The 26,415-nt window shown below is 62.0% G+C and carries 30 protein-coding genes; 25 read left to right on the forward strand and 5 right to left on the reverse strand.

What is annotated here, in order from left to right; genetic code table 11:
* The first annotated feature begins 13 nt into the window (after window positions 1-13).
* The 15 genes from fliF (at window position 14) to E0D86_RS07280 (ending at window position 12,733) form a co-directional block, all read left to right on the forward strand.
* Complete coding sequence (gene fliF, locus E0D86_RS07210) at window positions 14-1,687, forward strand: flagellar basal-body MS-ring/collar protein FliF (RefSeq protein WP_131649333.1); 1,674 nt, start codon at window positions 14-16, stop codon at window positions 1,685-1,687.
* A complete protein-coding gene (locus tag E0D86_RS07215) occupies window positions 1,659-2,726 on the forward strand; it encodes a FliG C-terminal domain-containing protein (RefSeq protein WP_131649334.1) in 1,068 nt (355 codons plus the stop codon). Before fliF ends, E0D86_RS07215 begins: the two co-directional genes overlap by 29 nt.
* 6 nt (window positions 2,727-2,732) lie before the next feature.
* Complete coding sequence (gene fliH, locus E0D86_RS07220) at window positions 2,733-3,431, forward strand: flagellar assembly protein FliH (protein WP_131649335.1); 699 nt, start codon at window positions 2,733-2,735, stop codon at window positions 3,429-3,431.
* Window position 3,432: 1 nt separating this feature from the next.
* Window positions 3,433-4,764, forward strand: a complete 1,332-nt coding sequence (gene fliI, locus E0D86_RS07225; protein WP_131649336.1) for a flagellar protein export ATPase FliI — start codon at window positions 3,433-3,435, stop codon at window positions 4,762-4,764.
* The gene (locus E0D86_RS07230) at window positions 4,761-5,186 is read left to right on the forward strand and encodes a flagellar FliJ family protein (RefSeq protein ID WP_131649337.1); all 426 of its coding nucleotides are present in this window, start codon (window positions 4,761-4,763) and stop codon (window positions 5,184-5,186) included. The genes fliI and E0D86_RS07230 overlap by 4 nt, the downstream gene beginning before the upstream one ends.
* 271 nt (window positions 5,187-5,457) lie before the next feature.
* The gene (gene flgM / locus E0D86_RS07235) at window positions 5,458-5,733 is read left to right on the forward strand and encodes a flagellar biosynthesis anti-sigma factor FlgM (protein WP_131649338.1); all 276 of its coding nucleotides are present in this window, start codon (window positions 5,458-5,460) and stop codon (window positions 5,731-5,733) included.
* Window positions 5,730-6,170 carry a flagellar protein FlgN gene (gene flgN / locus E0D86_RS07240; RefSeq protein ID WP_131649339.1) on the forward strand — a complete coding sequence of 147 codons (441 nt, stop codon included), beginning with the start codon at window positions 5,730-5,732 and terminating at the stop codon, window positions 6,168-6,170. The genes flgM and flgN overlap by 4 nt, the downstream gene beginning before the upstream one ends.
* A gap of 324 nt (window positions 6,171-6,494) precedes the next feature.
* Entirely contained in the window at window positions 6,495-7,802 is a 1,308-nt protein-coding gene (fliD, locus tag E0D86_RS07245) for a flagellar filament capping protein FliD (RefSeq protein WP_131649340.1), read from the forward strand.
* Window positions 7,799-8,197 (forward strand): flagellar export chaperone FliS, encoded by a 399-nt coding sequence (gene fliS, locus E0D86_RS07250; RefSeq protein WP_131649341.1) that lies wholly within the window; start codon window positions 7,799-7,801, stop codon window positions 8,195-8,197. The genes fliD and fliS overlap by 4 nt, the downstream gene beginning before the upstream one ends.
* Complete coding sequence (locus E0D86_RS07255) at window positions 8,181-8,501, forward strand: hypothetical protein (protein ID WP_131649342.1); 321 nt, start codon at window positions 8,181-8,183, stop codon at window positions 8,499-8,501. The genes fliS and E0D86_RS07255 overlap by 17 nt, the downstream gene beginning before the upstream one ends.
* A complete protein-coding gene (locus E0D86_RS07260) occupies window positions 8,498-9,706 on the forward strand; it encodes a flagellar hook-length control protein FliK (RefSeq protein ID WP_131649343.1) in 1,209 nt (402 codons plus the stop codon). Before E0D86_RS07255 ends, E0D86_RS07260 begins: the two co-directional genes overlap by 4 nt.
* A gap of 37 nt (window positions 9,707-9,743) precedes the next feature.
* Window positions 9,744-10,205, forward strand: coding sequence for a flagellar basal body-associated protein FliL (fliL, locus tag E0D86_RS07265; protein WP_131649344.1), 462 nt, complete (start codon window positions 9,744-9,746; stop codon window positions 10,203-10,205).
* A 10-nt stretch (window positions 10,206-10,215) separates the two neighbouring features.
* A complete protein-coding gene (locus E0D86_RS07270; protein ID WP_131649345.1) occupies window positions 10,216-10,950 on the forward strand; it encodes a FliA/WhiG family RNA polymerase sigma factor in 735 nt (244 codons plus the stop codon).
* A 2-nt stretch (window positions 10,951-10,952) separates the two neighbouring features.
* Complete coding sequence (gene motA, locus E0D86_RS07275) at window positions 10,953-11,825, forward strand: flagellar motor stator protein MotA (RefSeq protein WP_131649346.1); 873 nt, start codon at window positions 10,953-10,955, stop codon at window positions 11,823-11,825.
* The gene (locus E0D86_RS07280) at window positions 11,822-12,733 is read left to right on the forward strand and encodes an OmpA family protein (protein ID WP_131649347.1); all 912 of its coding nucleotides are present in this window, start codon (window positions 11,822-11,824) and stop codon (window positions 12,731-12,733) included. Before motA ends, E0D86_RS07280 begins: the two co-directional genes overlap by 4 nt.
* Window positions 12,734-13,187: 454 nt before the next feature.
* On the opposite strand, the gene E0D86_RS07285 is transcribed toward E0D86_RS07280, so the two are convergent.
* From E0D86_RS07285 to flgA, 5 genes are all read right to left on the reverse strand, one after another.
* Window positions 13,188-13,670, reverse strand: coding sequence for a hypothetical protein (locus tag E0D86_RS07285; protein ID WP_131649348.1), 483 nt, complete (start codon window positions 13,668-13,670; stop codon window positions 13,188-13,190).
* Entirely contained in the window at window positions 13,667-14,548 is an 882-nt protein-coding gene (locus E0D86_RS07290; RefSeq protein WP_131649349.1) for a transcriptional regulator, read from the reverse strand. The genes E0D86_RS07285 and E0D86_RS07290 overlap by 4 nt, the downstream gene beginning before the upstream one ends.
* 340 nt (window positions 14,549-14,888) lie before the next feature.
* On the reverse strand, window positions 14,889-15,827 hold the full coding sequence (gene lafA, locus E0D86_RS07295) for a lateral flagellin LafA (protein ID WP_131649350.1): 939 nt from the start codon (window positions 15,825-15,827) through the stop codon (window positions 14,889-14,891).
* Between the two features lie 97 nt (window positions 15,828-15,924).
* Window positions 15,925-16,764: a lateral flagellin LafA gene (lafA, locus tag E0D86_RS07300; protein ID WP_131649351.1), complete on the reverse strand. Its 840-nt coding sequence runs from the start codon at window positions 16,762-16,764 to the stop codon at window positions 15,925-15,927.
* Window positions 16,765-16,982: 218 nt separating this feature from the next.
* The gene (gene flgA, locus E0D86_RS07305) at window positions 16,983-17,672 is read right to left on the reverse strand and encodes a flagellar basal body P-ring formation chaperone FlgA (protein WP_131649352.1); all 690 of its coding nucleotides are present in this window, start codon (window positions 17,670-17,672) and stop codon (window positions 16,983-16,985) included.
* Window positions 17,673-17,884: 212 nt separating this feature from the next.
* On the opposite strand from flgA, the gene flgB reads away from it, so the two are divergent.
* The 10 genes from flgB to flgK all read left to right on the forward strand — a co-directional run bounded on the left by flgB (window position 17,885) and on the right by flgK (window position 26,399).
* Complete coding sequence (flgB, locus tag E0D86_RS07310) at window positions 17,885-18,250, forward strand: flagellar basal body rod protein FlgB (RefSeq protein WP_131649353.1); 366 nt, start codon at window positions 17,885-17,887, stop codon at window positions 18,248-18,250.
* Between the two features lie 4 nt (window positions 18,251-18,254).
* Entirely contained in the window at window positions 18,255-18,683 is a 429-nt protein-coding gene (gene flgC / locus E0D86_RS07315; RefSeq protein ID WP_019340573.1) for a flagellar basal body rod protein FlgC, read from the forward strand.
* Entirely contained in the window at window positions 18,683-19,363 is a 681-nt protein-coding gene (locus E0D86_RS07320; RefSeq protein ID WP_131649354.1) for a flagellar hook capping FlgD N-terminal domain-containing protein, read from the forward strand. Before flgC ends, E0D86_RS07320 begins: the two co-directional genes overlap by 1 nt.
* A 50-nt stretch (window positions 19,364-19,413) precedes the next feature.
* Window positions 19,414-20,604 carry a flagellar hook protein FlgE gene (flgE, locus tag E0D86_RS07325; RefSeq protein ID WP_131649355.1) on the forward strand — a complete coding sequence of 397 codons (1,191 nt, stop codon included), beginning with the start codon at window positions 19,414-19,416 and terminating at the stop codon, window positions 20,602-20,604.
* Between the two features lie 9 nt (window positions 20,605-20,613).
* On the forward strand, window positions 20,614-21,342 hold the full coding sequence (gene flgF / locus E0D86_RS07330) for a flagellar basal-body rod protein FlgF (RefSeq protein WP_131649356.1): 729 nt from the start codon (window positions 20,614-20,616) through the stop codon (window positions 21,340-21,342).
* A 14-nt stretch (window positions 21,343-21,356) separates the two neighbouring features.
* Window positions 21,357-22,142, forward strand: coding sequence for a flagellar basal-body rod protein FlgG (flgG, locus tag E0D86_RS07335; protein ID WP_131649357.1), 786 nt, complete (start codon window positions 21,357-21,359; stop codon window positions 22,140-22,142).
* Between the two features lie 8 nt (window positions 22,143-22,150).
* Complete coding sequence (gene flgH / locus E0D86_RS07340) at window positions 22,151-22,813, forward strand: flagellar basal body L-ring protein FlgH (protein WP_371924049.1); 663 nt, start codon at window positions 22,151-22,153, stop codon at window positions 22,811-22,813.
* A 15-nt stretch (window positions 22,814-22,828) separates the two neighbouring features.
* Window positions 22,829-23,941, forward strand: a complete 1,113-nt coding sequence (locus E0D86_RS07345; RefSeq protein WP_131649359.1) for a flagellar basal body P-ring protein FlgI — start codon at window positions 22,829-22,831, stop codon at window positions 23,939-23,941.
* Between the two features lie 62 nt (window positions 23,942-24,003).
* On the forward strand, window positions 24,004-25,035 hold the full coding sequence (locus E0D86_RS07350) for a transglycosylase SLT domain-containing protein (RefSeq protein ID WP_131649360.1): 1,032 nt from the start codon (window positions 24,004-24,006) through the stop codon (window positions 25,033-25,035).
* Window positions 25,032-26,399: a flagellar hook-associated protein FlgK gene (gene flgK, locus E0D86_RS07355; protein WP_131649361.1), complete on the forward strand. Its 1,368-nt coding sequence runs from the start codon at window positions 25,032-25,034 to the stop codon at window positions 26,397-26,399. The genes E0D86_RS07350 and flgK overlap by 4 nt, the downstream gene beginning before the upstream one ends.
* The last annotated feature ends 16 nt before the right edge of the window (window positions 26,400-26,415 follow it).

The raw sequence follows: 26,415 nt of genomic DNA on the forward strand, positions 1-26,415 counted from the left end.
TGAGAGCTAAGACGTGCTTGAGAAATTAAAGAGCAAGCTGCCTGCCGGCGGCCTTCAATTTGACCCGCGGGTAACGCTCGCCGGCATGGCGGTGATCGCCGCCGCGCTGGCCGTGGCCGTGGCGTTCTACCTGTGGCGCGACAATGGCTCGTTCCGCCCGCTGCATGGCGCCGGCGAGGCCTTTCCAGTCTCAGAGGTGATGCAGGTGCTCGATGGCGAGGCCGTGCAATACCGCATCCATCCGCAGAGCGGACAGATTCTGGTGCGTGAGGAACAGCTGTCGCATGCGCGCATGATGCTCGCCGCCAAGGGCGTGAAGGTGGCGATGCCGGCCGGCTACGAGCTATTCGACAAGGAAGAGCCGTTAGGCACCAGCCAGTTCGTTCAGGACGTGCGTCTCAAGCGCAGCCTGGAGGGCGAACTGGCGCGTACGGTGATGTCGCTCAAGGGCGTTCAGCACGCCCGGGTTCACCTGGCACAGGAGGAGAACAGTTCCTTCGTGGTCAGCAAGCGTGCCCCGGCCAAGGCATCGGTGATGCTGCAGCTGGAACCCGGCTACAAGCTGGGCGCTGATCAGGTCGGCGCGATCGTCAATCTGGTCGCCGGCAGCGTGCCCAACCTCAAGCCCGAAGATGTCGGCGTGGTCGATCAGTACGGCGCGCTGCTCTCGCGCGGGCTGAATGTCGGCGGTGGCCCGGCGCAGAACTGGGGCGCGGTGGAGGATTACCAGCAGAAGGCCGTAGCCAATATCGAGCAGGTGCTGGCGCCGGTGCTGGGCAACGGCAACTACCGCATCAGCGTCGCTGCGGACATCGATTTCAGCCAGAAGGAAGAGACGTTCCAATCCTATGGCGATACGCCGCGCCTGCGTCGCGAGGTGCTGAGCAACGAAAGCGCACTGGATCAACTGGCACTGGGCATTCCCGGCTCGTTGGCGAATCGCCCCGTGGCGCCGCCCCAGGAAGGCGAGGAAGCGCCGGCCGAAGGCGAAACCAAGGGCGCGACCTCCCTGCGTGAGGAATCCACGCGCCAGCTGGACTACGACCAGAGTGTGGTCCATGTGAAACACGCCGGCTTCGCCCTGCGCCAGCAGAGCGTGGCGGTGGTGCTCAACGCCGATGCCGCGCCCGAGGGCGGCTGGTCCGACGAGGCGCGCGCCGAGCTTGAAGCCATGGTGCGCAGCGCTGTTGGTTTCAAGCAGGAGCGCGGTGATCTGCTGACCTTGAGCGTGCTGCCCTTCGCCGCGGTGGAAGTCGTCAATGAACAGGTGCCTTGGTGGGAGAACACCCAGATCCATTCGCTGGTCAAGCTCGGCGTAGCGGGCCTGATCGCCTTGTTGCTGTTGCTGATCGTGGTACGCCCGGCGGTACGCAGCCTGACAAAGCGCAATGACGAACCCGTCACAGAAACGCTTGAAGGCGCGCTCGCCTCTGCCCCGGTGCAAAGCGCTATCGAAGCCGAGACCCGCGCCGCCTTGACCAGCCCGCGCCCGACGGCGACCGATGGGGCGCACATTTTCGGTGAACTCAACCCGCTCTCGGAAATCCGCCTGCCGGCGCCGGGCTCGGGTCTGGAACTACAGATCGAGCACTTGCAGATGCTCGCCAAGAACGACCCGGAACGCGTTTCGGAAGTCATCAAGCACTGGATAGGCCGCAATGAAAGAGACCTCAACCCAGCCAGCTGAGTCGGCATCCGGCTCAAGCAAGGAAATCAAGGCGCGCCCGGTGCAGCTGCGCTCGGTGAGTTCGCTGGACCAGGCGGCGATCCTCATGCTGAGCATGGGCGATGACATTTCTGCCGGCATCCTGCGCAACTTTTCTCGCGAAGAAATCATCAGCATCAGCCAGGCGATGGCGCGGTTATCCAACGTCAAGCAACCAATGGTTTCCGACGTGATCAGCCGCTTTTTCGACGATTACAAAGAGCAGAGCAGCGTCAAGGGCGCTTCGCGCACCTATCTGTCGGGCATGCTCGGCAAGGCGCTGGGCGGCGACATCACGCGCAGCCTGCTGGACTCCATCTATGGCGAGGAAATCCGCGCCAAGATGGCCAAGATGGAATGGCTCGATCCCAAGCAGTTCGCCGCGTTGATCGCCAAGGAGCACGCGCAGATGCAGGCGGTGTTCCTCGCGTTCCTGCCGCCGGGCATGGCCACCGATGTGCTCGAATGCATGCCGGCCGAGCGGCAGGACGAGCTGCTCTATCGCATCGCCAACCTCAACGAGGTCAACAGCGACGTCATCGCCGAGCTCGAGCAGCTGATCGACCGCAGCCTGCAGGTGCTCTCGAACCAGGGCTCGCAGGTGCGCGGCGTCAAGCAGGCGGCAGACATCATGAACCGCTTCAAGGGCAACCGTGACCAGATGTTCGAGCTGTTGCGCGCGCATAACGAAGACCTAGTGACCAAGATCGAGGACGAGATGTATGACTTCTTCATCCTCTCGCGGCAGAACCAGGATGTACTGCAAACCCTGCTTGAGGTGATCCCGCTGGAAGAGTGGGTGGTTGCGCTCAAGGGCGCCGAGCCCGCGCTGGTCAAGGCAATTCAGGCCGCGATGCCCAAGCGTCAGGCGCAACAGATGGAGTCGATCAACCGCCGCCAAGGTCCGGTGCCGCTGTCGCGGGTCGAGCAGGTGCGCAAGGACATCATGGCGGTGGTCCGCGAGATGTCCGCCGACGGCGATCTGCAGGTACAGCTGTTCCGCGAACAGACGGTCGAGTAAGCGCCGATGAGCATCAAGATAATCAAGGGCGAAGGCCGCTCCTGGCGGCCGTTCCGTTTTCCGCCGCGCGTGCGCACCGCCGCTGAGATGTCCGACAGTGTTGCCGGGGACCCGGCTGCGCTGCAACGCGCCGTCGCCGATGGTTTTCAGGAAGGTATCGACAAAGGCTACGAGCAGGGGCTGGAGCAGGGCCGCGAAGCTGGCCACCGCGAAGGCTTCGAGCGCGGTATCGAGGATGGCAAGGCCATCGGTCGCGAGGAAGGCCGTGCCCAGGGCCGGAAGGCTTTTGACGAGGCGGCACGGCCGCTGGATCAGCTGATCGAAAGCGTCGAGCGTTTTCGCCACGATTTCGAGCAGGCGCGTCGCGAGCAGTTGCTGGAACTGGTGCAGAAGGTCTCCAAGCAGGTGATTCGTTGCGAGCTGACTCTCCATCCGACTCAGCTCTTGAGCCTGGCCGAGGAAGCCTTGGCGGCCATGCCCGGCGATCAGGAGGACGTGCGCATCCTGCTCAACCCCGAAGAGTGCACCCGGATCAAGGAACTGGCGCCCGAGCGGGCGGCGGCCTGGCGTCTGGTGCCAGATGAAAAGCTGGCGCTCGGCGAGTGCCGCGTAATTACTGCCGAATCCGAAGCCGACATCGGCTGCCAGCAGCGTCTGGATTCGTGCATGGATACGCTGGCCGAACACATCAAGGCAGAAGCCTGAAATGTCCCTGCGCGAGAGCTTCCGACTCGATGAGGCCCTGCGCTCGCTGGACACGGTGCAGTTGGCCAAGGTCAGCGGCCGGCTGGTGCGCGTCTCCGGCATGCTGTTGGAAAGCCTCGGTTGCCAGCGCATGACCGGCCAGCGCTGCTTCGTCGAACAGGGCGACGGCAGCATGCTCGAAGCGCAGGTGGTGGGCTTCAACCGTGACATCACCTACCTGATGCCGTTCAAGAAACCGGTTGGTCTGACCTCGGGTTCCCGAGTGTTTCCAGCGCCGGATGACGCCAAGCTGCACATTGATGAATCCTGGCTTGGCCGGGTGGTCAACGGCCTTGGCGAGCCGCTGGACGAGCTGGGCAAGCTCAGCGGGCGCGACCCGTTGCCTGCCGAGCTGCCGTCGGTCAATCCGCTCAAGCGCAAGCCGGTCAGCGAACCGCTGGATGTCGGCGTACGCGCGATCAATGCTACCCTGACCTTGGGCAAGGGTCAGCGTGTGGGCCTGTTTGCCGGCTCCGGCGTGGGCAAGAGCGTGCTGTTGGGGATGATCACGCGGCAAACCAAGGCCGATGTGGTGGTGGTCGGGCTGATCGGTGAACGCGGTCGTGAGGTGCAGGAGTTCCTGCTGCATTCGCTCGGCGAGGAAGGCCTGAAGAAAGCCGTGGTGGTGGTCGCGCCGGCCAACGAGTCGCCACTGATGCGCCTCAAGGCTACCGAGCTGTGCCACAGCATCGCCGCCTATTTTCGTGACCAGGGCAACGATGTGTTGTTGTTGGTCGATTCACTGACCCGCTACGCCATGGCCCAGCGCGAAATCGCCTTGGCGCTGGGCGAGCCGCCGGCGACTAAGGGCTATCCACCGTCGGTATTCGGCATGCTGCCGGAACTGGTGGAAAGCGCCGGCAATGGCTCCAACGACAATGGCAGCCTCAGCGCGCTCTACACCGTGCTGGCCGAGGGCGACGACCAGCAGGACCCGATCGTCGATTGCGCACGGGCGATTCTCGACGGGCACATCGTGCTTTCGCGGCGCCTGGCTGATGCCGGGCACTACCCGGCCATCGATGTCTGCGCTTCGGTCAGCCGCTGCATGAGTCAGGTCGGCCAGCCACCGCACCTGGGCGCGGCGCGCCAGCTCAAGGAGCTTTACAGCACTTACGAGAAGATCAAGGAGCTGATCCCGCTGGGCGGCTATACGCCCGGAGCGGACATCAAAACCGACCGCTCCGTGCAGCTCGCGCCGACCATCGAGCGTTTTCTGCGCCAGGAAGTGGGCGAGGCGGCGGAGCTGGAAACCAGCCTTACTCTCCTGCAGAGCATCATCAGGAAGCCATGAAACAGCAGATCGAGACGCTCTCGCGCCTGGCCAGCCTGCGCAGCAACCGGGTCAAGCAGATGCTTGGACAGGTGCAGTACCAGCAGAACCTTTGTCAGCGCTATCGCAACAACATTACCGGTTTGAGCCGTCTGTGTGGCTTCAGTGTGCCGATGAGCACCCCGTTGCAGCGTGATAATCAGCAGCGTTACAAAGCCACGTTGTACAAGATGGTCGAACTGCAGCGCCGCGAACTGGCTGTAGCCGAACAGGCGCTGGCGCGCATCCAGCAGGAGCTGATGCAGGCCATGCGCAGCGAGAAGGTCGTCGAGCATGTGATCGATGCCAAGATCCAGCAGTGGCAGCAGCTATTGCTGGCTCAGGAACAGAAGATTCAGGACGGCCTGGCGGCGCAGAGCTGGTGGCGGGGTCGGATTGCCTAGTGGTTGTTTGAAGTCGGGAGTCGGCTCGGCTCCGCCCCCTCACCCCGGAAGGGCGAGAGAGAGAGAAGGCCGCCGCGGCGATAATCAGCCCGCACGGCCAGCACCCTCTCCCCGCTTGCGGGGAGAGGGTTGGGGTGAGGGGCGATCCTACGCCAGTCGTTGTTTGTGGTGAGCAGCAAAGGACCCGCCTGTCAGCCGTGCGAAAAATTATTTAAGGTTTCCGTCCGAGCGGTCGCTTGTTAGGCAGTAACCACCGAGTTGGAAAGAGAACATGGAAATCAGCCGGCATTTCAAGCCCGCCATTGCGACACCCACCGAGACGGCTCCCGCTCGTCCGGCCAGCGTCCGCCCCGCCGCGCAGTCCGCTGCCCGCCCGGCCGAGAGCCTGCCGCTCGAGCAGATGCATGAAGCCTTGCGCGCAATGCCCGAGATCGATCTGGACCGCGTTGCGGCGATCAAGCAGGCGCTGCAGCGCGGCGAGATATCCACAGACATCGGTCAGTTGGCGAGCAGCATGCTCAGCTATCACCGCAGCAACGACGCGTGACCCAACGGGACAAACTGCTCGCCGTCGTCGATGACGATCTGCAGCAGGACTGCGGCGACTACCTTGCCCTGCGCGAATTGATGCAGGAGCTCTACGGTCGTCTGCTGGAACGCGATGTGCCCGAAATCGATCGCATCAATTTGCAGATCACCCTTCGCGTCGAAGCCATTGCCGCCCGCGCCCAGCGCCGCAGCAAGGTGCTTGCAGCTTTCCGTCTGGATCCAACCGGGGCTGGTATGCGCCGCCTGCTGTCCAGCTGCTCGGGCGAGCGCGGCGTGTCGTTGCAGCAACACTGGCAGCAGGTCGGCGATCTCGCCGTGCAGTGCCAGCTGTTTAATGAGCACAACGGCAAGCTTCTTGCCATGCACCACGACATCCTGCAGCAACTGCTCGCTGGCAATCAGGATGCCCGCCTCTATACACCGCAGGCTTACTGAGCCGCTTCGCAGACTTTCTGTCCGCTGCTAGTCAATGACTTGCGTAGCGTTCCCGCCAAATCCGGCCATCGTGCCGAGCCGATTCCTCGCGCGGTGCGTCCCATGGCAAATGGGTCTTCGGCCCGCTAAATAAACCGCGCGTCCAAGTCGCCTTTATAGAGCGTCGTTCCGTCATCGCCACAGGAGGAAGCGGTGTTTCCCCGTTTCCTCGTCACGTCGCGTTGCGGAAGCCTTTTTTCTGCATGGCTGCCTCTCGAACGCCCGTAATGCGGCCTTTTCGACTTGGCACCCAATTTGCTCAACAGACATCAAGAGGGGATGGTGATGGCTATAGATTCCGATTACGTACAGCAGATGTCGACGCAGTTGGCGACCTACGAAGTTCAGTCTTCGCTGGATCGGCTGAACCGCAACGAATCAAACTACAAGGCCCAGCGTGATGCGCTGAGCTCGCTGCGCAGCTCGTTGACGACCTTCAAGTCGGCCATCACCAAGCTCAATAGCAGCACTTCGAGCATGCTGACCAATAAAGCGACCTTTAGCCAGGACGGTTATGCCAGCGCTACGGTTGGCACCACCGCGCAGGCTGGCAGTTACGACTTTTTCGTCAAGCAGTTAGCCAGCAAGGATCAGATCGCATTGCAGGGCCTGACTGACGCCAGCTTGGCGGGCGGCGGTACGCTCACCATCGGCCAGGGCGGTGTGGATTCGTTCGATGTCGATATGACCGGCATCACCACCCTTGACGGCCTCGCCAGCGCGATCAATGACGCGGTCGATAACAGCGGCGTTCGGGCCACCCTGGTACGCAGCGACGGTGCGGTCAATCTGGTCCTGACCACTGAGGAAACCGGAGCCGCACAGAGCATCAGCCTGAGCGCCTCAGGCAACTCGGCGGTCGAAGCCGCAATTGCCAGCCCGACTCGTCTGTCCACCGCAGCGGACGCCGAGGTATATCTCGGTCGGGATGCCTCGGGGATCAAGCTGACCAATGCCAGCAATACCTTCGAGAACGTCATTGAAGGCGTCAGCATGACCTTCACCAAGGCGCATGCCACCGGTGAATCACCGCTAACCCTTGATATCGCGCAAGACAAGGAAGGCACCCAGGCCAAGGCTCAGAGTTTCATCGATGCATTCAATACGCTGATGGGCAGCTTCGACTCGCTAACCGCCAGCGGCAGCGAAAGTGCGGCGCGCGGCGTCCTGGCCGGCGATTCCAGCATCCGTTCCATCGAAAGCCGTCTCAATGGCCTGCTGCGTACCGATTTCGGTGGCACCAGTCTGATCAATTTCGGTATCAGCGCCGATCGCAACGGCAAGTTGACCATCGACGCCAAGCGCTTCGAAGCTGCCGTCGCCAACGATCCGGAAGGCTTCGAGGCGCTGTTCACCGGCAAGGACAACCTGCTCGAGAGCATCGACAAGACCGTCGCCAGCTATACCAGCAGCACCAACGGCATGCTGAAGAACCGTATGGACACGCTGGACATGAGCCTGCGCCGTATCGACGAGCAGTTCGAGAACCTCCAGCAGCAGTACGACACCCACTACAGCCGCTACCTCAAGCAATTCACTTCCATGATGCAGACCATGCAGAGCATGGAGCAGACCTTCGGATTGTTCGGATGAGCACCTACCTCCAAAACGACAGTTACGACAGCTACCGCTCGGTAGACCTCGAAGCCCGTGCGGCCTCCGCTTCGCCTTATGAGCTGGTGCTGGTGCTGATGGATGGCCTACTCGATGAGTTGGCCCGCGCTCGCGGACATATCGAGCACAAGCGTTATCAGCAGAAGGGCATTTCTCTGGAGAAGTGCATGAACATCCTCAACGGCCTCAACGGCGCGCTCGACGAAGAGGGTGGCGGCGAAGTGGTTCAGGGGCTGGCGCGACTCTACGAATACTGCATCTATCGTCTTTCCGATGTCAGCGTGTCGCTGTCGCTGGAAGGGCTGGATGAAGTCATCAACCTGCTCGGCATTCTGCGTGAAGGCTGGGAGGGTGTCAGTGCCGCTCGTAAGTGACAGCGAACGCCTGACGGAGCTGCACGAGCAGTTGCGCCAGGCGTTGCATGCCAGCGATTGGGGCGCCGTGGCGGTCGCCGATAAGGCCATCCGTCAGTGCCTCGAAGCACTGGCCGGTCAGGAGCTCGACGAGCCGGCCCACGCCGCCAAAAGCCAGCTCAAGCAGCTTCACGGCGAAGGTCTGCAAGCCTGCACCGACGAATGCGAACGGCTGCGCCTGCTGTTACTGAATCACCTGGAGTACGCCGAAGGGCGTGCGGCCTATCAGCGAATTGACATGTTCCAAGCCGGAGACAGGCGATGATCCAGCCGATCTCAAATGCCCACCCTTCCGCTGCGCCAGCCGACGCCGGTGGTACTCCCGTTGCTGCTCGTGGCATTGCCGCAGGTAAGTCGGGTACAGGTTCCCAGGCGGTGCCGGGAATTGGCTTCGGCGCGCGTATGAGTCTGATCGCTGGCGAAAGCGGCTCACTGCCGAATGCAGCGCTTCCGGGAGGCGTGCTCTCAGGCAAGGCGTTTCCGGCTTCGCCGCAGGCCGCTTTATCGGCAGCCGAACTGAATGAACCGTTGACCATGGGCACGAAGGCCGAACAGGGCGACGACGCACTACCCGAGCTCACGCCCGAGCAGTGGTTGCTGGGCATGATCGACCAGCAACAGACCGAGATTCAGGCGCGCGACTCCGCACGCCTGGGTGGCGTGACCGAAGAGCCGCTCTCCGATGCCTTGCCGACGTCATCGATAGCGGAACAGGCCGATGCGCTGCTTGCATGGTTGCCCGAGTCCCTGACGGGGCAGCAGGCGACGGCCCAGGCCGATCCCTTCGACGCGCTGGCCGGTCATGGCTGGCAACGCGCACCCGTCGATGCAGGTGCGATAGGCGCGCCTTTACCGCGTATGGCGGCGGAGCTGAATACCGGTTTGACGCAAGCGGCGACAACGCCGCAGCTCGCCGCCGACGTTCTGGCCGAGCCGGCACTGGAGCCGCTGCTGAGTGCCGCCGAGCCGGCGGAAGCGGGCGAGCCGCTGACGGCCACGGTTGAGCGCGGACAGGTGCCACAGCCTCAAGCCGTCGACCGCGCGCTGAAACTGCAAGCGCCAGAATCCAAGTGGGGCGAGCAGATGCTGCACGCCTTGCGCGAGAACGTCGATCTGCAGATCCAACAGAAGATTCAGAGCGCCACCATCCGCCTTGATCCGCCGGAGCTTGGCAGCATGGAAATCCTGCTCAGCCATGAATCGGGACGTTTGAACGTTCAGCTGTCTGCCGCGAATGCCGATGTGGCTCGTCTGCTGCAACAGACCAGCGATCGCCTGCGCCAGGAGCTGGTCGGCCAGCACTTCGTTCAGGTCAATGTGCAGGTGGGAGCCGATAGTGGTGGCCAGCAGGGTCAACAGCGCCAGCGTACGGCGCTGACCGGTGAGGAGCTTCCGCAGGCGGCCCGACCGCATGAACAGGAGCAGAGCCGGCAGAGCGGCCGGCCCCGAGATGTATTGATCACGGTTTGACCCGATTCAACCTAATTAGCCAATTTGTGAGTGTGTTATGTCGACGCCCCGTCTCGTCCTTCTGATGCTGCTGATCAACGTGCTGACCGTTGCCGGTGGCGTCGGTGTCAGTTATTGGCTGCTCAAGCCCGGCATGGAAGGTGCCGTTTCCGAGGAGGTCGTAGCAGACGAGCCGGCTGAGCCCTCGGAATACGAGTTCTTCCCGGTGGAGAAAGTCATCGTCAGCGTGCGTGGTGACGGTCGTGAGCATTACTTCGTGCTGGATCTCGCGTTGCAGGCGGATGCCTCCGAAGAACCACCGAAGTTCGAGCAGGCCGAACCGCTGGTGCGTAATTCGGTGGTGGGTTACCTGTCGTCGCTGCCGTTCGAAGAACTGCGTGGCCTGAAGATCAGTGATCTGCAGGATCGTCTTGAAACTGTCCTGTTCGCCGATTTTGCCTCCAAGAACGCAGCCGTGCCGTTCAAGCACGTGCTAGTCAACAAGTTGATCGTGCAATAAAGGCCACGCCATGAGCGCCACTTGCCCCATCAACTATTACGGCGCCACGCCGGCCAGCCCATCGGTGTTCGCTCCGGCGGTCGAGCAGCGCTGGCTGATGCAGTATCTGCCATTGGTCAAGCGCATCGTCAGGCAGCTATCGCTGCAGGCCAACCAAGTGCTCGACCGCGAAGATATGGAGCAGATCGGCATGATGGGCCTGCTCGAAGGGCTGCGCCGCTACGGTGAGCCGGACGAGCAGTTCGGCAAGTTCGCCGCGTTGCGTGTCCGTGGCGCGATTCTCGATGAGCTGCGCCGTCAGGATTGGCGCCCGCGCCAGGTCCGTCAGCAGGCGCACAAGGTGCGTGACGCGATTCGCGACCTGTCGCGCCAGCTGGGCCACGAGCCCAGCGACGAGGAAATCAAGGCGTATACCGGCCTGGCCGACAAGGAATACCAGGACTTCCTCTGGGCCGATTCTTCGGAGGCCATCGAGAGCCTTGATGAACTGCTGCAGAGCGGTCACGAGCATTTTCCCGACGCCACTGAGTTGTTCGAGGAGCGCCTGATCAAGGAGCGTGTTCTAGAGCAGGCGCTGGCGCGGCTGGACGAGCGTGAGCGGCTGGTGCTGACGCTCTATTACCAGCACGAACTGAGCCTGAAGGAAATCGCCCTGGTGCTGGAAGTCAGCGATGCCCGGGTTTGTCAGCTGAGCAAACAGGCGATCGGCAAGGCCAGTCGCTTTCTAACCGAGAGAAGTCAGTAGTCATGCAGAAAGTATTAGGTGCCTTGATCATCATCGGTTGTGTGCTGGGTGGTTATGCCATGGCCAACGGGGACATGCGCGTGCTCTGGCAGCCAGCAGAAGTGGTCATCATCCTCGGCGCCGCGCTGGGCAGCTTGGTGGTGGGCAACCCGAAGGAGGTGCTGATCGAGATGCTGCACCAGATCAAGGATGTCTTTGCCTACAAACGTCGTGGCGAGGAGTTTCAGCGCCAGTTGCTGATGCTGCTTTACGAACTGCTGGAAATGGTCGACGTCGGCGGCCTCAAGGTGCTCGATTCGCATATCGAGGAGCCGGAAGAGAGCGACCTGTTCGTTCGCTATCCATTGATCCTGCAGGAAAAGAACCTGATGGCCTTCATCGCCGATAACTTCCGGTTGATGGCCATGGGGAAAATCAGCGCCCACGAATTGGAAGGATTCCTCGAGCAGGAACTGGAGGCCATGGAGCACGCGCTGCTGCAGCCGGCTCGCTCGCTGCACAAGATCGGCGAGGCCATGCCCGGCTTCGGCATTCTTGCGGCGATCATGGGCATCATCATCACCATGGGCAGCATCGGCGGCAGCGTGGCGGAAATCGGCGCTCACGTGGCGGCGGCCCTGGTGGGTACCTTCCTCGGCATCTTCTTCTGCTATTGCCTGATGGACCCGCTGTCCAACGCTATGTCGCAGCGGATCAAAACCGAACTCTCGGCATTGGAATGCGTGCGCACCACCCTGGTCGCCCATGTGGCCGGCAAACCTACGCTATTGGCTGTGGATGCCGGCCGCAAGCTGATCGAGCAGGACGTCAAGCCCGCCTTCCGCCAGCTGGAAAACTGGGTCACCCAGTATGAGGAAGAAAGGGACGCCGCATGAGAAGCCGGGACAAGGGCAAGGGCGGCGGCGAGCACGAGATCATCATCAAGCGCCGCAGTAAGAAGGGCCACGGCGACGAGCACGGTGGTGCCTGGAAGGTGGCCTTTGCCGACTTCACCCTGGCGATGATGGCGCTGTTCATGGTGCTCTGGATCATCCAGCCGCAGATGGAAAAAACCAACCCCTCGTATGGGGAGATGGAAAGTAACCCGCTGATCGATGGCGGCGCCGGGATTTTCGATGGCACCAGCACCTCGCCGCTGGAACTCGATGGCGTGCCGGTGCGCCCGCCGCAGACTGAAGAGGCGGACAGTCGCGCGTCGAAAAGCGAACAGGACGGCAGCCGCAACTATGGCTCGACCGAAGAGCTGAAAAAGCTCGCCGAATTGATGCGTGAAGTCGCCAGCGAAGTCGATGCCCTGGCCAATCTCGAAGTGGACGTGGTCCCGCAGGGGCTGCGCATACTGATCAAGGACGACCAGCAGCGCTTCATGTTCCAGCGCGGCAGTGCCACGCTGAATCCTCATTTTCAGAAGCTGCTGGGTGTGCTCGCTGGTGTGCTGGCCAAGGTCGATAACAAGCTGATCATCAGCGGCCATACCGATGCCACGCCGTATCGGCAGAAGAACGGCTACAACAACTGGAATCTTTCCGGCGATCGTGCCCTGCGTGCTCGCCGTGCGCTGGTCGATGCCGGCCTGGCCGAGCGCTCGGTATTACAAGTGACCGCACAGGCCGACATCATGCCGTTGCGCCCTGAAGATCCGCAGAATGGTGCCAACCGTCGGGTCGAAATCCTGCTGCTGACCGCCTCGGCCGAAGCGCTGTACAAGGAGCTGTTCGGCGACAGTTACGGGCGGGTGCGGTTCTCAGAGAGCGGCGCGAGCTATAGCGGCGAGGGTTCCTGACGCCGGACGTGCAACCGGCCTGACGGGCGGGTAAAGCTGCACCATCATGAAAACACCGCGACACCCCCCTGGCGCCTGCGAGAGCGTTCACCGGCGTCGAGCCAGTCCGCCGAATAGCTGCCTTTTGCCTTCCCGGTGAGCGTTGGCGGCAACGAGGCCAGACGGCGCGGTAGCACGCTGACCGCCGCCGACCAAACCCGGCGCCCTCCTGAAAAGACTGCGGCATCCCCTAGCGTCTGCCAGCGAACAGCGACGTGGAGCTACTCTCCAGACAGCCCCTTCCCTGCAGGGAGAGAGTCGGGGTGAGGGGTAGAGGGGCCAGGCGCGAGATTAGGGTGCAAAGGTCCGCCGATGAGTTGTCAGCCGACCTGATAGCGTGTGGACAGTGATTTAGCGCAGCGCTCCAAGCGAGCGTTTCGCGATGGAGCGCCACGCGCCGAGCGCGGAACTGCTTTCAACCGCGATGCGGGTGATCGTCGGCGCAATAGACCTGCTGGGTCTCGACGCCGTACAGGCAGGCACCGACCTGCTCGAGGGTAATCCGTGCGCCCTTGTGTGCGCCGTAGAAGAGATTGAACAGCAGTTCGTCGTCCATCTGGTCCTGGGGGCCGAGCCCATGAACCTGGCCCTCTTCCACCACCAGCGATGCACGCCCGAGCAGGTCCGTCTCCAGCCGACCCGAAGCCTCGACGATGGCCGGTGCGTTTCGGGTCATCGAGTAAAAGCGGCCCTTGTTGAAGACCAGGCTCTGACTGACTTTCACGCTTGTGCCGTCGCTCAGCAATACCTGACCGCTGGAGCTGTACTGACCATCGAGTTTCGAGGACATGTTTCCCGTCGTGCCCATTGCCACAAAAGCCCAGAGCAACAATGCCGATGGCACCATTACCTGAAGCATGCGCTTGCCGACTGCGCCGGTTTCGTTCTGGCTGTTCATTGCAGGCACCCTTGTAGATGGTCACTGGGGATCGTCTGGATCTGGCTTTTGTGAACCTTTAGCCAATTGACCCGACCGTCGCCTTGCAGGCAACGGATCTCATAAAACCCAGGGGACATATTGACGATCAGCCGAGCCGGCTCGGCATTCATGTCGCTCATGGTATCGACCAGCATGCGCGTTTCCTTAATCAGCGAATCAAGCAGGTGCTGGTTTTTTTCGACGTAAAGTACCTCCAGATCGTCGACGGCCAATGTCTGCGTGAGGGAGGGAGTCGATGTGCTGGCCAGACGAAAGCCAAGGGTTGCCAGCCCCAACAAGACCATCATTCCCGTACCGGCGAGCGCGGCGGTCTGCCACGAGCGGTAGCGCCGGATCGTTCTGGCCGAGCCTGGTATCACTGCCTCATGAGGTGCCACTAGCAGCTGCGTCAGCACAGCAGCTGGCTCTTCGGGAGCTGTAGGAACAGACGTAGTGGCGGAATTAGCTGGCGAAGCCGGTTGTTCGACAATCAGATGCTGCGGGTTGAACAGGTAGCCTCGCCGCGGCAACGTCTGGATGACCTGGTTACGGCCGTCGAACAACGCCTGGCGCAGGGTGTAGATCTGCTGATTCAGACTGCCCTGACTGACGACCCGCCCCTCCCAGGCGTAATTCAACAGCTCCTCGCGAGAAACGACCTCGCCGGGCGAGTGCAGCAAACGCTCCAGCACGCGGCTACCAGAGAAACCGAGGTCTAGTGTTTCCTCATGTTCGTCATGGTTCAGCACGAGTTGGTAGAGCGCACGATCGAAACGAGCCGAACAACCGTCTCGACCGGTTTTCAACAGCGGGCAGATGATGGCATCGGTGGCCGTAAGGGACAGAGATGAAGTCATGAGCGCCTGATATGAAGGGAAAGTTTCCGGTGTGACAGGGTTGGCAAACCGGGCGGCGGCATATTGGCGCCGTTTTTTTGATACTACAAGCCGGTTGTTACACGAAATGCCGAACGGGCATCGGAGCGAGAAAGAAACGAAATCGTGAGCGCGGGGCAGATGTGCCGTGCGAAGCGGCAAGTTCGCCGCATAACAGGGCATATCTTGTGTTTGAGCCGTCACGCTAGACGGACTGCCGCTGGTCGGGTGACAACGATTCTCACGTTTGGAAATAAAAAAGCCCCGAAACAATCGGGGCTTTTCGAAGCCGGTCGTTGCGACCAGCGCTGTTGCGTACCGCTTAGCCCAGCAGGCCCATGACCATGCCTGGCATCTGGCCGGCTTGCTTGAGCATGGAGATGCCCGACTGCATGAGCATGGAGTTCTTGCTCATGTTGGCGCTTTCTACAGCGAAGTCGGCGTCCATGATCCGACCCTTGGCCATGTCGGTGTTGTCCTTCATGTTGGCCAGGTTGTTGTTGGTATGGTTCAGACGGTTGATGTTGGCGCCGAACTGAGCGCGTACGGAACCAATGTCGTTCAGCAAGGTTTCTAGCTTCGTAATCGTTCCGTTAGCGTTGTTCACTGCCGTATCCGGAGCGGGGGCGGTACCAGCCGTAATCGTGGCAATGTCAGTGCCAACGAAATCGGCTGTGTCGCCGTTGTCCGCGAACATAAGCGATGCTGCTTTAAGCGAACCGGCAACTGAACCCAGTGCGGTCTGAAGATCAAAACTCAGTGTTTCGCTGGAGCTTGCGCCGATTTGAAAGGTAACTGCAGCGGCACCGAATTTGCCTGTGTCGCCGTCGACGCCGGCACCGTCGCTAAACAGATTTTCGCCAGCGTACTTTGTATTTTTAAAGATGTTGCCTAGCTCTTTTCCTAGCTCGTCGTATTCAGCCTGGATGGACTTGAGGTCGGATACGCCATTGGTTCCGTTCGCCGCTTGAGTCGCAAGATCTTTCATGCGCTGCGCGATGTCGGTCATCTCGCTGAAGGCGCCCTCGGCTGTTTGGAGCATGGAGGTGGCGTCGCCTGTGTTGCGGATGGCTACGGCCATACCGCGGCTCTGGGCGTTCAGGCGAGTAGCGATCTGCAGGCCAGCAGCGTCATCAGCGGCGGAGTTAATGCGCAGGCCGGTACCCAGACGCTGTTGGTTGGTCGCCAGGGCGTTGTTGGACTTGTTCAGCGCGGTGTTGGTGGTCAGCGCGGAATAGTTGGTGTGAATGGACAAGGCCATGATCGAAATCCTTTAATTTATAGCGTTGAGCCCAATGAGAGGGCGCGGTTGCGGCGAGGTCCGGTCATGGAGTCTCGCCGCAGCCCTAAGCGATGGCTTAGCCCAGCAGACCCATGACCATGCCTGGCATCTGACCGGCTTGCTTGAGCATGGAGATACCGGATTGCATGAGCATGGAATTCTTGCTCATGTTGGCGCTCTCGATGGCGAAGTCGGCGTCCATGATCCGACCCTTGGCCATGTCGGTGTTGTCCTTCATGTTCGCCAAGTTGTTGCTGGTGTGGTTCAGGCGGTTGATGTTGGCGCCAAACTGGGCTCGCATGGCGCTCACGTCATTGAGCGAAGCTTCCAGGTTGTCAATGGCGGTCCCGGCGTTGGCGGCGGTGTCCAGCGTGCTTGCTTTGGACGTAGCCCAGTTCGTATTGATCGTGGTCAGCGCCCCGGAGACGTCCATGGCCAGCGTCTCGGCCGAGGACGCGCCGATCTGGAAATTGACCGCAGCGGTGAACTTACCGCCAGCTGCAAACAGCGACTCGCCTGCATACTTGGTGTTGGTCAGAATGTTGTCGACTTCTTTGGCCAGCTCATCGTACTCGGATTTCAGCGAAGTACGGTCGGATGCTCCGTTGGTGTCGTTCGCCGCCTGGGTGGCCAGATCCTTCATGCGCTGCAGAATATCGGTGACTTCGCTGAATGCGCCTTCGGCGGTTTGCAGCATCGAAGTGGCGTCACCGGTATTGCGTATGGCAACCGACATGCCGCGGCTTTGGGCGTTCAGGCGGGTTGCGATCTGCAGGCCAGCAGCGTCGTCAGCAGCGGAGTTGATGCGCAGGCCGGTACCCAGACGCTGCTGGTTGGTTGCCAACGCGTTGTTGGACTTGTTCAGCGCGGTATTAGTGGTCAGAGCGGAATAGTTAGTGTGAATGGACAGAGCCATGATGATCATCCTTCGTGCGATTGGCTGTTAGGAGCTGGCTTGACTGCCTGCTGAATAGATAGGGCGACAGCGCTGCGCGAAGGATTAAATCCTGACGTCAAATATTCTGTGCTTTCTTCGAAGGGCCGCTGGTGCATGCGGCTGGAGCTTAATCGCCTGCGGCGAAACCCCGGGAGCTGGGGTACGGTCAGACGATCAAATTCTTCCGGCCTCCGCCCTTAAAACATACTCGTCACCACGCCTTCTTCTATTACCTTCGCATCGATTACCTTCCCGCTGCGTACATTGCGCACGCGGATGACGTCGCCGGGCTGGCCGTCGGCGAGGGCTTCGCCGGAGGTGGAGGCTTCGATGCCTTCATTGTTGGCAACGATCTTTACCGGCTGGCCGCGTTTGACCGCCATGGCCTGTTCCAGCAGGGCCGGAGTAATGCTCTGGCCGGCGCGGATGCGGCGTTTGGCAGCCAGGCCAATTACCTCTTCGAGGCGGTTGTAGTAGCCGCGGCGGGCTTTGGCGATGTTGATGCGCTGCAGCTTGAGGTCGTTGGCGGTCAGGGTCTGGCCGCGGTCGATAATGCCTTCAGCGTGAACGGCGGGCAGAAAGACATGGGCCTGGCCGGTAGCGTTCAGTGCCCAGCCGGGCGCATCGGGGCAGCGAATCTGCAGTTGTTGACGTTCCATGGCCGAAGGTGCCTCACCGGTGGCGCGGACCTGCAACGCCTCGGAGCACATCGGCAGGTTGGTCGAGCTGGCCGGCACGCTGATGTCGTAGCGTAGCTGCATGCCGTGCCAGCCCTGGCGCGCGGCCTGTTGTTCGAGCATCTGGCGCAGATGATTTTCCACCGCCTGTCGGGCCTGAGTCGCAGCGTCAGCGCGAGCCTCGACCGATATGGCCAACAACAGCAGCATGGCGACGAAGCAGGCGGAAGGGGCTTTTCCGCTTCCGCCCGATCGCGCTTTGCCAAGCGGAAAAATACGCTTGGTGCGCGCTCTGTTCTCTGTAGAGTTTTCTATGTAAATCAAAGGATTACCTTGTAGATACGGCTTCGGCACGCTTTCTGCTATTCACATGCAAAAGCGGTGGGCTGGATTCAGCCTACTCAGGCTGCAAGGGTATCGAAATGAGTATACGGATTGACGACGCTCTGGGCGTTCACGAACGCGCCCTGGGTTTGCGCATGCAACGCAGCGAGATTCTCGCGGCGAACCTGGCCAACGAAGACACGCCCGGTTTTCAGGCGCGGGACATCGACTTCAGCAAGGAAATGCAGCGGCTGGACAGCGGCACCTCGCCGCGCGTGAGCATTGCCGGCACCGATCCGCATCTGCTGTTCCGCGTGCCGAGCCAGGCCTCGCAGGATGGCAACACAGTCGAACTGTCTACCGAACAGGCGCAGTTCTCGCGCAACTCCATGGATTTCCAGACCAGCCTGACCTTCGTCACGATGAAATTTCGTGGTTTGAAGCAGGCCATCGAGGGACGTTGAAGCCATGTCATTCGATTCCATCTACCGCATCGCCGGCTCGGCCATGAACGCCCAGACCGTGCGCCTCAACACCGTGGCCAGCAACCTGGCCAACACCGACTCGGCGGCCAACAACGCCGCCGACGTCTATCAGGCGCGCAAGCCGATGTTCGCGGCGGTGTACGAGAACAACTCGCTGACCCGTGGCGTCGGCCTCGGCGGCGCCCATGTGCAGGTGCTCGATGTGGTCACCTCCGGCGCCGAGCCCAAGCGCCGCTACGAGCCGGGCAATCCCCTGGCCGATGGCGAAGGCTACGTCTACTACCCCGACATCAACGAGATCGAAGAGATGACCGACATGATGTCGGCCACCCGTAGCTTCGAGACCGGCGTCGAGGTGCTCAATCGCGTGAAAAGCATGCAGCAGAGCCTGCTGCGGTTGGGAGAATCCTGATGGCGACGGTTAATTCCGCACTGGACGGCAGCCTGGCGAGCAATTCGATCGATCAGGTCAAGCGGGCGGTGAACATCAGCGATGCCGCGACGATGGAGAACAACTTCATCAGCCTGATGGTCGCGCAGATCAAGAACCAGGACCCGACCAAGCCGGTGGACAGCACTGAGTTCCTCAACCAGTACTCGGCGATGTCACAGGTCAAGAGCATGGAAAACATGTCCAGCCTGATGCAAAACAACCTGGTGCTGACCGACAACCTGCAGACCCTCACCGCCGCCGGTCTGGTTGGCCAGCAGGTGAGCGTCGCGGTCGAAACGCTGGACCTGAGCGGGCAGGCCGTTAACGGCCAGTTCGACCTGAGCCATGCCTCGAACCGCGCTGCGTTGTTGCTGACCGATTCCAACGGCACCCAGACCCGTATCGAGCTTGGCGCGCAGTCCCCCGGTAAGGTGCCCTTCGTGATCGATCCGGCCAAGCACGGCCTGCGTGACGGCCGGTACAGCATCAGCATCGAGTCGGAAAACGGCGAGTTTCCGCAGGTGGAAGTCGCCGGCCAGGTCTCCAACGTGCGCGTCAGCGCCGAGGGTCCGGTGCTTCAGGTTCAGGGTGTCGGTTCGGTGCCCTTCTACAACATCCTCGAATTCGCCCAGGCCGATGCCGGGCTGCTCGGCGGCTGAGCCTAGTTGCACGCCAGTCTTCATTCCATCTATCGCATCGAGATCAGCCCATGAGCTTCAATATCGCCCTGACCGGCCTGTCTGCCGTCAACGAACAACTCAACACCATCGGCAACAACATCGCTAACTCCGGCACCGTGGGCTTCAAGTCCTCGCGTACCGATTTCGGCAGCCTCTATGCCGAAAGCCAGGCGATGGGCGTCGAGGTTACCGGCACCACTCAGAGCATCAGCCAAGGCGGCGCGCTGACTACCACCAATCGCAGCCTCGATCTGGCGATTTCCGGTGGCGGCTTCTTCGTCACCCGCGCCAGCAATGGCGATGTGGCCTACACCCGCGCCGGCGTGTTCGGCACCGACAAGGACAGCTACCTGACCAATAGCCTCGGCCAGCGTTTGCAGGGCTATCCGGCCGATGCCACCGGCAATCTGCAGACCGGGACCGTTGGCGATCTTCAGCTGCGCTCCGGCGGAATACCGGCCAAGGCCACCGATGCATTGAGCTTCGTCGCCAACCTCGATGCGAACCAGGAAGTGCCGGCTGTGGCCTTCGATCCGCTGGTTGCTGACAGCTACAACTCCACCTACACCACCAAGCTGTTCGACTCCCAGGGCAAGGAACACACCCTGACCCAATACTTCGCCAAGACGGCCGATAACAGCTGGAACGCTCATTATTACGTCGATGGCGCGGCGCTGCCGGGTGCGCCTCAGGCACTGACATTCGACGGTGCCGGTACGCTCACCGCGCCGATCGGTACGGTCGCGCTGACCGCCACGCCGGGCGGCGGCGTCGATCCGCTGAACATCCAGCTCGACTACAGCGGCACCAGCCAGTACGGCTCCGAATTCAGCGTCACCAGCAACCGCGCCACGGGCTATGCCGCGGGCGAGCAGACCGGCATGAGCGTCGAGAAGGACGGCAAGGTCTACGCCAGCTACTCCAACGGCGAGCGCATGCTGCAGGGTCAGGTGGTGCTGGCCAGCTTCGTCAATGCCGAAGGCCTGAAGAACATCAGCGGCACCGCCTGGACCGAAACGGCTGCCTCCGGCGCGGCCATGCTCGGCGCGCCGGGTGTCGGCCAGTACGGCAGCCTGGCGTCTGGCGCGCTGGAAAGCTCCAACGTCGACCTCACCCAGCAGCTGGTGGGTTTGATGGAAGGCCAGCGCAACTATCAGGCCAACACTCAGGTGATTTCCACCAACAAGGAACTCACCCAGACGCTGTTCAACGCCATCTGAGGCTGATTCATGGATCGTTTGGGATACACGGCGATGACCGCCGCCAGCCGCACGATGATGTCGCTGCAGGTGCGCTCCAACAACCTCGCCAACGTCAACACGCCGGGCTTTCGCGCGGACCTCGAGCGCGCCCAGGCCGTGGCGGTGGAAGGCTACGGCTACGACAGCCGACACATGGCGGTGGTTGAGAACAACGGCGTCAGTCTGGCAGCCGGCCCGATGATTGCGACCGGTCGCGAGCTGGACTTTGCGGTCAAGGGCACCGGCCTGATTGTCCTGCAAGACGGCGAAGGCGAGGCCTATACCCGCCAGGGCAGCATGCAGATCGATGCCGAGGGTCGACTGACCCTCAACGGTCGCGCCGTGATGGGCGAGGGCGGGCCGATCGAGCTGCCCGAACATGACCGCGTGGAAATCGGTAATGACGGTACCGTCTCCGTCATGGCGCCGGGCGACTGGATGATGGCCGAGGTCGACCGTATCCGTCTGGTCGACGTAGCGGCTGCAGACCTGATGAAGAACGAGGCTGGCCTGCTGGTGACGCGCAATGGCGAGCCCGCCGCGCCCAGTGAAGACGTGCGCCTGGCCAGCGGATTCCTCGAGTCGAGCAACGTCTCGGCGATCGACGAGCTGGCCTCGACCATGAGCCTCAATCGCCTGTTCGAAACCCAGGTAAAGATGATGAAAGCCGCCGAGGACCTTTCCGACGCCGGCAACCGAATGATCCGCGGCAGCTGATCGGGAGATAACGAATGAATTCCGCACTTTGGGTCAGCAAGACCGGCCTGGCCGCCCAGGACAAGGCCATGTCCACCGTCGCCAACAACCTGGCCAACGTCAACACCAACGGCTTCAAGAGCGACCGCGCGGTCTTCGAGGATCTGTTCTACAGCATCGAGAAGCAGCCGGGCGCCCAGGCCGACGAGATCAACACCGTGCCGTCCGGCATCCAGCTGGGCAGCGGCGTGCGCGTTGCCGGTACCCAGAAAGTGTTCACCGAAGGCAGCATCCAGACCACCGGCCAGCCGATGGACCTGGCGATCGTCGGGCGTGGCTTCTTCCAGGTCGAGGCGCCCAACGGCGACCTTCTCTACACCGAGAACGGCCAGTTCCAGCTCAACGCCGAAGGCATGATGGTTAACGCCCAAGGACTGCCGCTAGCGCCAGCCATCGACGTACCGCAAGGCGCAACGGGCTTCACGGTCGGTGCCGATGGCATCGTCACCGCTGTGCTGCCTGGCGACACGCTGCCGTCTGAGCTGGGCCAGATCACGCTGGTCAACTTCACGAATCCGGCCGGCCTTGAAGCCCTGGGCGGCAATCTCTATCGCGAAACCGTCGCCAGCGGCGAGCCTGTCGAGGGCGTGCCGGGCGAAGAGGGTCTCGGCCAGCTCAAGCAGGGCGTGCTGGAAGGCTCCAACGTGCAGGTGGTCGAGGCCATGGTGGCGATGATCGCCATCCAGCGCGCTTACGAAGCCAACGCCAAGGTGCTCGATGCCGCCAGCGGCATGCAGCAGTTCCTCAACCAGACCGTCTGAGACCGATGATGCGTACCCCCGCTCTGCTCGTCGCGCTGACCCTTCTCGGCGGCTGCGCCAGCTTCAACGAGATGCTGCCGGAAGAGCCATCGACCGAGTTCGAACCGCTGGAACTGGACTACAGCCTGCCGCCGACCACTGGCGGGGGACTGTTCCGTTCCGGCTACAGAGGCTCGTTGATCAGCGACAACCGCGCGGTGCGCGTCGGCGACATTCTCACCGTGGTGCTCGACGAGTCCACTCAGTCGAGCAAGAGCGCCGGCACCAGCTTCGGTAAGGAATCGAGCGTCGGTATCGGCATTCCGACGATTCTTGGCAAGACCTATCCCGACGTTGAAACATCGGCCGGTGCCGAGCGCGAGTTCGACGGCTCGGCGAAAAGTTCGCAGCAGAACACCCTGCGCGGCGCCATCGCCGTGACCGTCCATCGCGTGCTGCCCAACGGAACGCTGCTGATCAAGGGTGAGAAGACCCTGCGGCTGAACCAGGGTGACGAATTCATTCGTCTCGCCGGGCTGGTTCGTGTCGATGACATCAACCGCTACAACCAAGTGTCGTCGCAAAGCGTGGCCAACGCGAAGATTTCCTATGCCGGGCGCGGCGTGCTGAACGACAGCAACTCGGCCGGCTGGTTGACGCGTTTCTTCACGTCGCCGCTGTTCCCTCTTTAAGTGATAGCCCCTGATATGACTAGCCCGAAGCGATCCCTGAAGCTGTTTTTCGCCGCCGTCGCGCTGTGCTGGCAATTCCCCGCGCAAGCCGTGCCGCTGATGGATCTGGTGGATGTCGAGGGCATCCGCGGCAACCAGCTGATCGGCTACGGTCTGGTGGTCGGGCTCGATGGCACCGGCGACAAGAACCAGGTCAAGTTCACCAGCCAGTCGGTGACGAACATGATCAAGCAATTCGGCGTGAACCTGCCGCCGAATGTCGACCCGAAGCTGAAGAACGTCGCTGCGGTGACCATTACCGCTACCGTGCCGCCGTCCTACAGCGCCGGCCAGACCGTGGATGTCACCGTCTCTTCATTGGGCGACGCCAAGAGTCTGCGCGGCGGCCAGTTGCTGATGACCCCGCTGCAGGGTGTCGATGGCGAGATCTATGCACTTGCCCAAGGCGCGGTGATCGTCGGTGGCGTGAACGCCGAGGGCGCCAGCGGCTCCAAGGTCGCGATCAATACCTCCAACAGCGGGCTGATTCCCAACGGCGCGACGGTCGAGCGGATGATTCCCAGCGACTTCACCGAGCGCCCGGACGTGATGCTCAACGTACGCCAACCCAGTTTCCAGACCGTCACTCGCGTGGTCGATGCGGTCGATGCCTACTTTGGCAAGGGCACCGCCACGGCCCTCAATGCCACCAAGATTTCGATCCGTGCGCCGGTCACCAGCACCCAGCGCATGAGCTTCATGGCCATGCTCGAACGGCTGGAAGTGGAAGAGGGACGGACCCGGCCGAAGGTGGTGTTCAACAGCCGCACCGGGACCGTGGTTGTCGGCCAGGGCGTGCGGGTGAAAGCCGCGGCTGTCGCCCACGGCAGCCTGACGGTGACCATCAGCGAGCGCCCTCAGGTCAGCCAGCCGAATGCGTTTGCCGGCGGCGAAACCGTGGTCACGCCGCAGTCCGATGTCGCCATCGAGCAGGACCGCAAGGCCATGTTCAAGTGGCCGGAAGGCGCCAGCCTGGAAAGCATCATCAACACCATCAACAGTCTCGGCGCCACGCCGGACGACGTGATGAGCATCCTGCAGTCGCTGGAACGCGCCGGCGCATTGAATGCGGAACTGATCGTGATGTAAGCGCTTGTCCTTGACCGGACAGGCCCGACGCGCAGCAGATTTGAACAGGTTCCAAGGCGACCATGAGCATCGTTTCCCTCCCACAGCACCTCAATACCCTGCGCCAGCGCGCCGACGGCCCGAACGCGGCGCGGCGTCAGCAACTGGAAGTCGTTGCCGAGCAGTTCGAAGCGATGTTCCTGCAGCAGATCCTCAAGCAGATGCGCAAGGCCGGCGACGTGCTCGGCGCGGGCAACCCCATGCGCAGCCGCGAGCTGGACACCATGCGCGACTTCTACGACGAGGTGCTGGCCGACACACTGGCCGGCAAGCGGCAGACGGGGATCGCCGATATGCTGGTGCAGCAGTTGAGCGGCGATGCACCCGGCACGGCGCCCGCGCCGACTGCCCTGGCCGGCCACGCCGGTAGCGGCCTGCAGGCGGGCGGTCTGCACGCACTGCGTGGCACCTGGCAGCGCGGCGTCGAGGCGCTTGATAGTGCCTGGGAAAGTGGCAAGGCAGGCTTTAAGTCGCTGGTCGACAGTGTCATCAAGCATGAATCGAGCGGCAACATCGCGGCGGTCTCGTCCAAGGGCGCTCGCGGCCTGATGCAGCTGATGCCAGGTACTGCACGCGATATGGCGGCCGAGCTCGGCCTGCCGTTCAGCGAAGCGCGGCTGACCACCGATGCCGAATACAACAAGCGCCTGGGCAGCGCCTATCTGAGCAAGATGCTCGACCGTTACGATGGCCATCAGGCGCTGGCGCTGGCCGCCTACAACGCCGGCCCTGGCAAGGTGGACGAGTGGCTGAAGAGCCATGGCGACCCGCGCAAGGGCGAGATCGGCATGACTGCCTGGGTGCAGAAGATTCCATACGCGGAAACTCGGAATTACACCCGCAACATCCTCAACGATCTGCGTGCGGCGGTACCGAGTCCGGTCGAGCCGCGCGCGCAGATCCAGCCGGCCGCCCACCCGCTGCAGCCGGCGCTTAATTCCGCGGCCGATGCGGTCGCTCTTTCCAGTCAGCAGCGTAGTGTCGTCGGCGGCAGCCACCTTTCCGTGGCGTTCGCTCAGTCGATCCGGATCGAGTCGAAGGAAATCGTGTCGTGAGTATTCTTGGTCAAATTGGCTACAGCGGCGTTCGCGCCACGCAGATCGCCCTGACGGCGACCGGGCAGAACATCGCCAACGTCAACACTCCCGGTTTCAGCCGTCTGACGCCGGAGCTGCATTCGCTTGGCGGGCAGACCTCGGTCAGCATTGGCGGCGGCGTTCAGGTCAGCAGCATTCGCCGGTTGTCCAACGACTTCCAGAACCAGCAGCTGTGGCGCGCGACGACCGACAAGCAGTACTTCAGTACCAATCAGCAGTACCTGACAGCGCTGGAGGGTTTGATCGATAGTGAAGGCTCCAGCGTCAGCGTCGGCCTGGACAATTTCTTTGCCGCCCTCAGCGAGGCCAGCTCGACGCCCGAATCCATCGCCCTGCGCCAGCAGATCATCGGCGAGTCGAAGCAGCTGGCGCAGCGTTTCAACGGCCTGAACAGCAACATCGGCACCCAGCTCAACGCCCTCCAGGGCCAGCGCGTGGCGATGGTCAGCGAGATCAACGGACTGTCCGGCAACATCGCCGAACTCAATGCTCAGATTCGCGAGATGGAATCGACCGGGCGCGACACCGCGACCCTGCGTGACTACCGCGAGAACCTGGTCAAGGATCTGAGCCAATACGCTGGCATCCGTGTTCAGGAATCCTCGGACGGCACCCTCGATGTGTCTCTAGCCAATGGTCAGCCGCTGGTGGCCGGAATCACGGCAGGGCAGCTGAAAATCAGCGAAAACATCGCTGGTGAGCAGGAAATGTCGCTGGTCTTCGCCAAGACCACTTTTCCACTCGATCAGCAGGGACTCGGCGGCTCTCTGGGCAGCCTCCATGACATGGAATACGGCGCGTTGCGTCCGGCCCAGCAGGATCTGCACGACATGGCATCGGCGCTGGCGACGATGGTCAACGACACGCTCGCAGGCGGCTTCGACCTCGACGGCAATCCTGGCCAGCCGCTGTTCGTCCACAACCCTGGCAGCACCAGCGGCATGCTCGCGGTCAATCCACTGGGGGCGACCGAGTTAGCGTTTTCCTCGATACCGGGCGAAGTGGGTAACAACAAGAACCTGCTCGCGCTGCTCGACTTGAAGTCGCAAGGCATCACTGTCGCCGGCAACACCGTGCCGCTCAACGACGCCTACGCCGGTCTGGTCGGACGCGTCGCCAGCGCCAGCCGACAGAATCAGGCGGACCGCAGCGCCGCGACCACTGTCGCCGAGCAGGCGCAAGCCCAGCGCGACAGCGTAAGCGCCGTGAACCTGGACGAGGAAGCCGTCAACCTGATGGCCTACGAGCAGGCCTACCAGGCCAACATGAAGGTCATCAGCACCTCCAACGAGCTGTTCAACGCCGTACTGGCGATGTTCTGAGCCGGCGCAAGCCGAT

This window comes from Pseudomonas sp. IC_126, assembly GCF_004331835.1.
Classification (GTDB): Bacteria; Pseudomonadota; Gammaproteobacteria; order Pseudomonadales; family Pseudomonadaceae; genus Stutzerimonas.

Coding starts and splice junctions, on each gene's coding strand:
- E0D86_RS07215 (WP_131649334.1), top strand. CDS start 1,659: ATGAAAGAGACCTCAACCCAGCCAGCTGAGTCGGCATCCGGCTCAAGC.
- fliH (WP_131649335.1), top strand. CDS start 2,733: ATGAGCATCAAGATAATCAAGGGCGAAGGCCGCTCCTGGCGGCCGTTC.
- fliI (WP_131649336.1), top strand. CDS start 3,433: ATGTCCCTGCGCGAGAGCTTCCGACTCGATGAGGCCCTGCGCTCGCTG.
- E0D86_RS07230 (WP_131649337.1), top strand. CDS start 4,761: ATGAAACAGCAGATCGAGACGCTCTCGCGCCTGGCCAGCCTGCGCAGC.
- flgM (WP_131649338.1), top strand. CDS start 5,458: ATGGAAATCAGCCGGCATTTCAAGCCCGCCATTGCGACACCCACCGAG.
- fliD (WP_131649340.1), top strand. CDS start 6,495: ATGGCTATAGATTCCGATTACGTACAGCAGATGTCGACGCAGTTGGCG.
- fliS (WP_131649341.1), top strand. CDS start 7,799: ATGAGCACCTACCTCCAAAACGACAGTTACGACAGCTACCGCTCGGTA.
- E0D86_RS07260 (WP_131649343.1), top strand. CDS start 8,498: ATGATCCAGCCGATCTCAAATGCCCACCCTTCCGCTGCGCCAGCCGAC.
- fliL (WP_131649344.1), top strand. CDS start 9,744: ATGTCGACGCCCCGTCTCGTCCTTCTGATGCTGCTGATCAACGTGCTG.
- E0D86_RS07270 (WP_131649345.1), top strand. CDS start 10,216: ATGAGCGCCACTTGCCCCATCAACTATTACGGCGCCACGCCGGCCAGC.
- motA (WP_131649346.1), top strand. CDS start 10,953: ATGCAGAAAGTATTAGGTGCCTTGATCATCATCGGTTGTGTGCTGGGT.
- E0D86_RS07280 (WP_131649347.1), top strand. CDS start 11,822: ATGAGAAGCCGGGACAAGGGCAAGGGCGGCGGCGAGCACGAGATCATC.
- E0D86_RS07285 (WP_131649348.1), bottom strand. CDS start 13,670: ATGAACAGCCAGAACGAAACCGGCGCAGTCGGCAAGCGCATGCTTCAG.
- E0D86_RS07290 (WP_131649349.1), bottom strand. CDS start 14,548: ATGACTTCATCTCTGTCCCTTACGGCCACCGATGCCATCATCTGCCCG.
- lafA (WP_131649350.1), bottom strand. CDS start 15,827: ATGGCCTTGTCCATTCACACCAACTATTCCGCGCTGACCACCAACACC.
- lafA (WP_131649351.1), bottom strand. CDS start 16,764: ATGGCTCTGTCCATTCACACTAACTATTCCGCTCTGACCACTAATACC.
- flgA (WP_131649352.1), bottom strand. CDS start 17,672: ATGCTGCTGTTGTTGGCCATATCGGTCGAGGCTCGCGCTGACGCTGCG.
- flgB (WP_131649353.1), top strand. CDS start 17,885: ATGAGTATACGGATTGACGACGCTCTGGGCGTTCACGAACGCGCCCTG.
- flgC (WP_019340573.1), top strand. CDS start 18,255: ATGTCATTCGATTCCATCTACCGCATCGCCGGCTCGGCCATGAACGCC.
- E0D86_RS07320 (WP_131649354.1), top strand. CDS start 18,683: ATGGCGACGGTTAATTCCGCACTGGACGGCAGCCTGGCGAGCAATTCG.
- flgE (WP_131649355.1), top strand. CDS start 19,414: ATGAGCTTCAATATCGCCCTGACCGGCCTGTCTGCCGTCAACGAACAA.
- flgF (WP_131649356.1), top strand. CDS start 20,614: ATGGATCGTTTGGGATACACGGCGATGACCGCCGCCAGCCGCACGATG.
- flgG (WP_131649357.1), top strand. CDS start 21,357: ATGAATTCCGCACTTTGGGTCAGCAAGACCGGCCTGGCCGCCCAGGAC.
- flgH (WP_371924049.1), top strand. CDS start 22,151: ATGCGTACCCCCGCTCTGCTCGTCGCGCTGACCCTTCTCGGCGGCTGC.
- E0D86_RS07345 (WP_131649359.1), top strand. CDS start 22,829: ATGACTAGCCCGAAGCGATCCCTGAAGCTGTTTTTCGCCGCCGTCGCG.
- E0D86_RS07350 (WP_131649360.1), top strand. CDS start 24,004: ATGAGCATCGTTTCCCTCCCACAGCACCTCAATACCCTGCGCCAGCGC.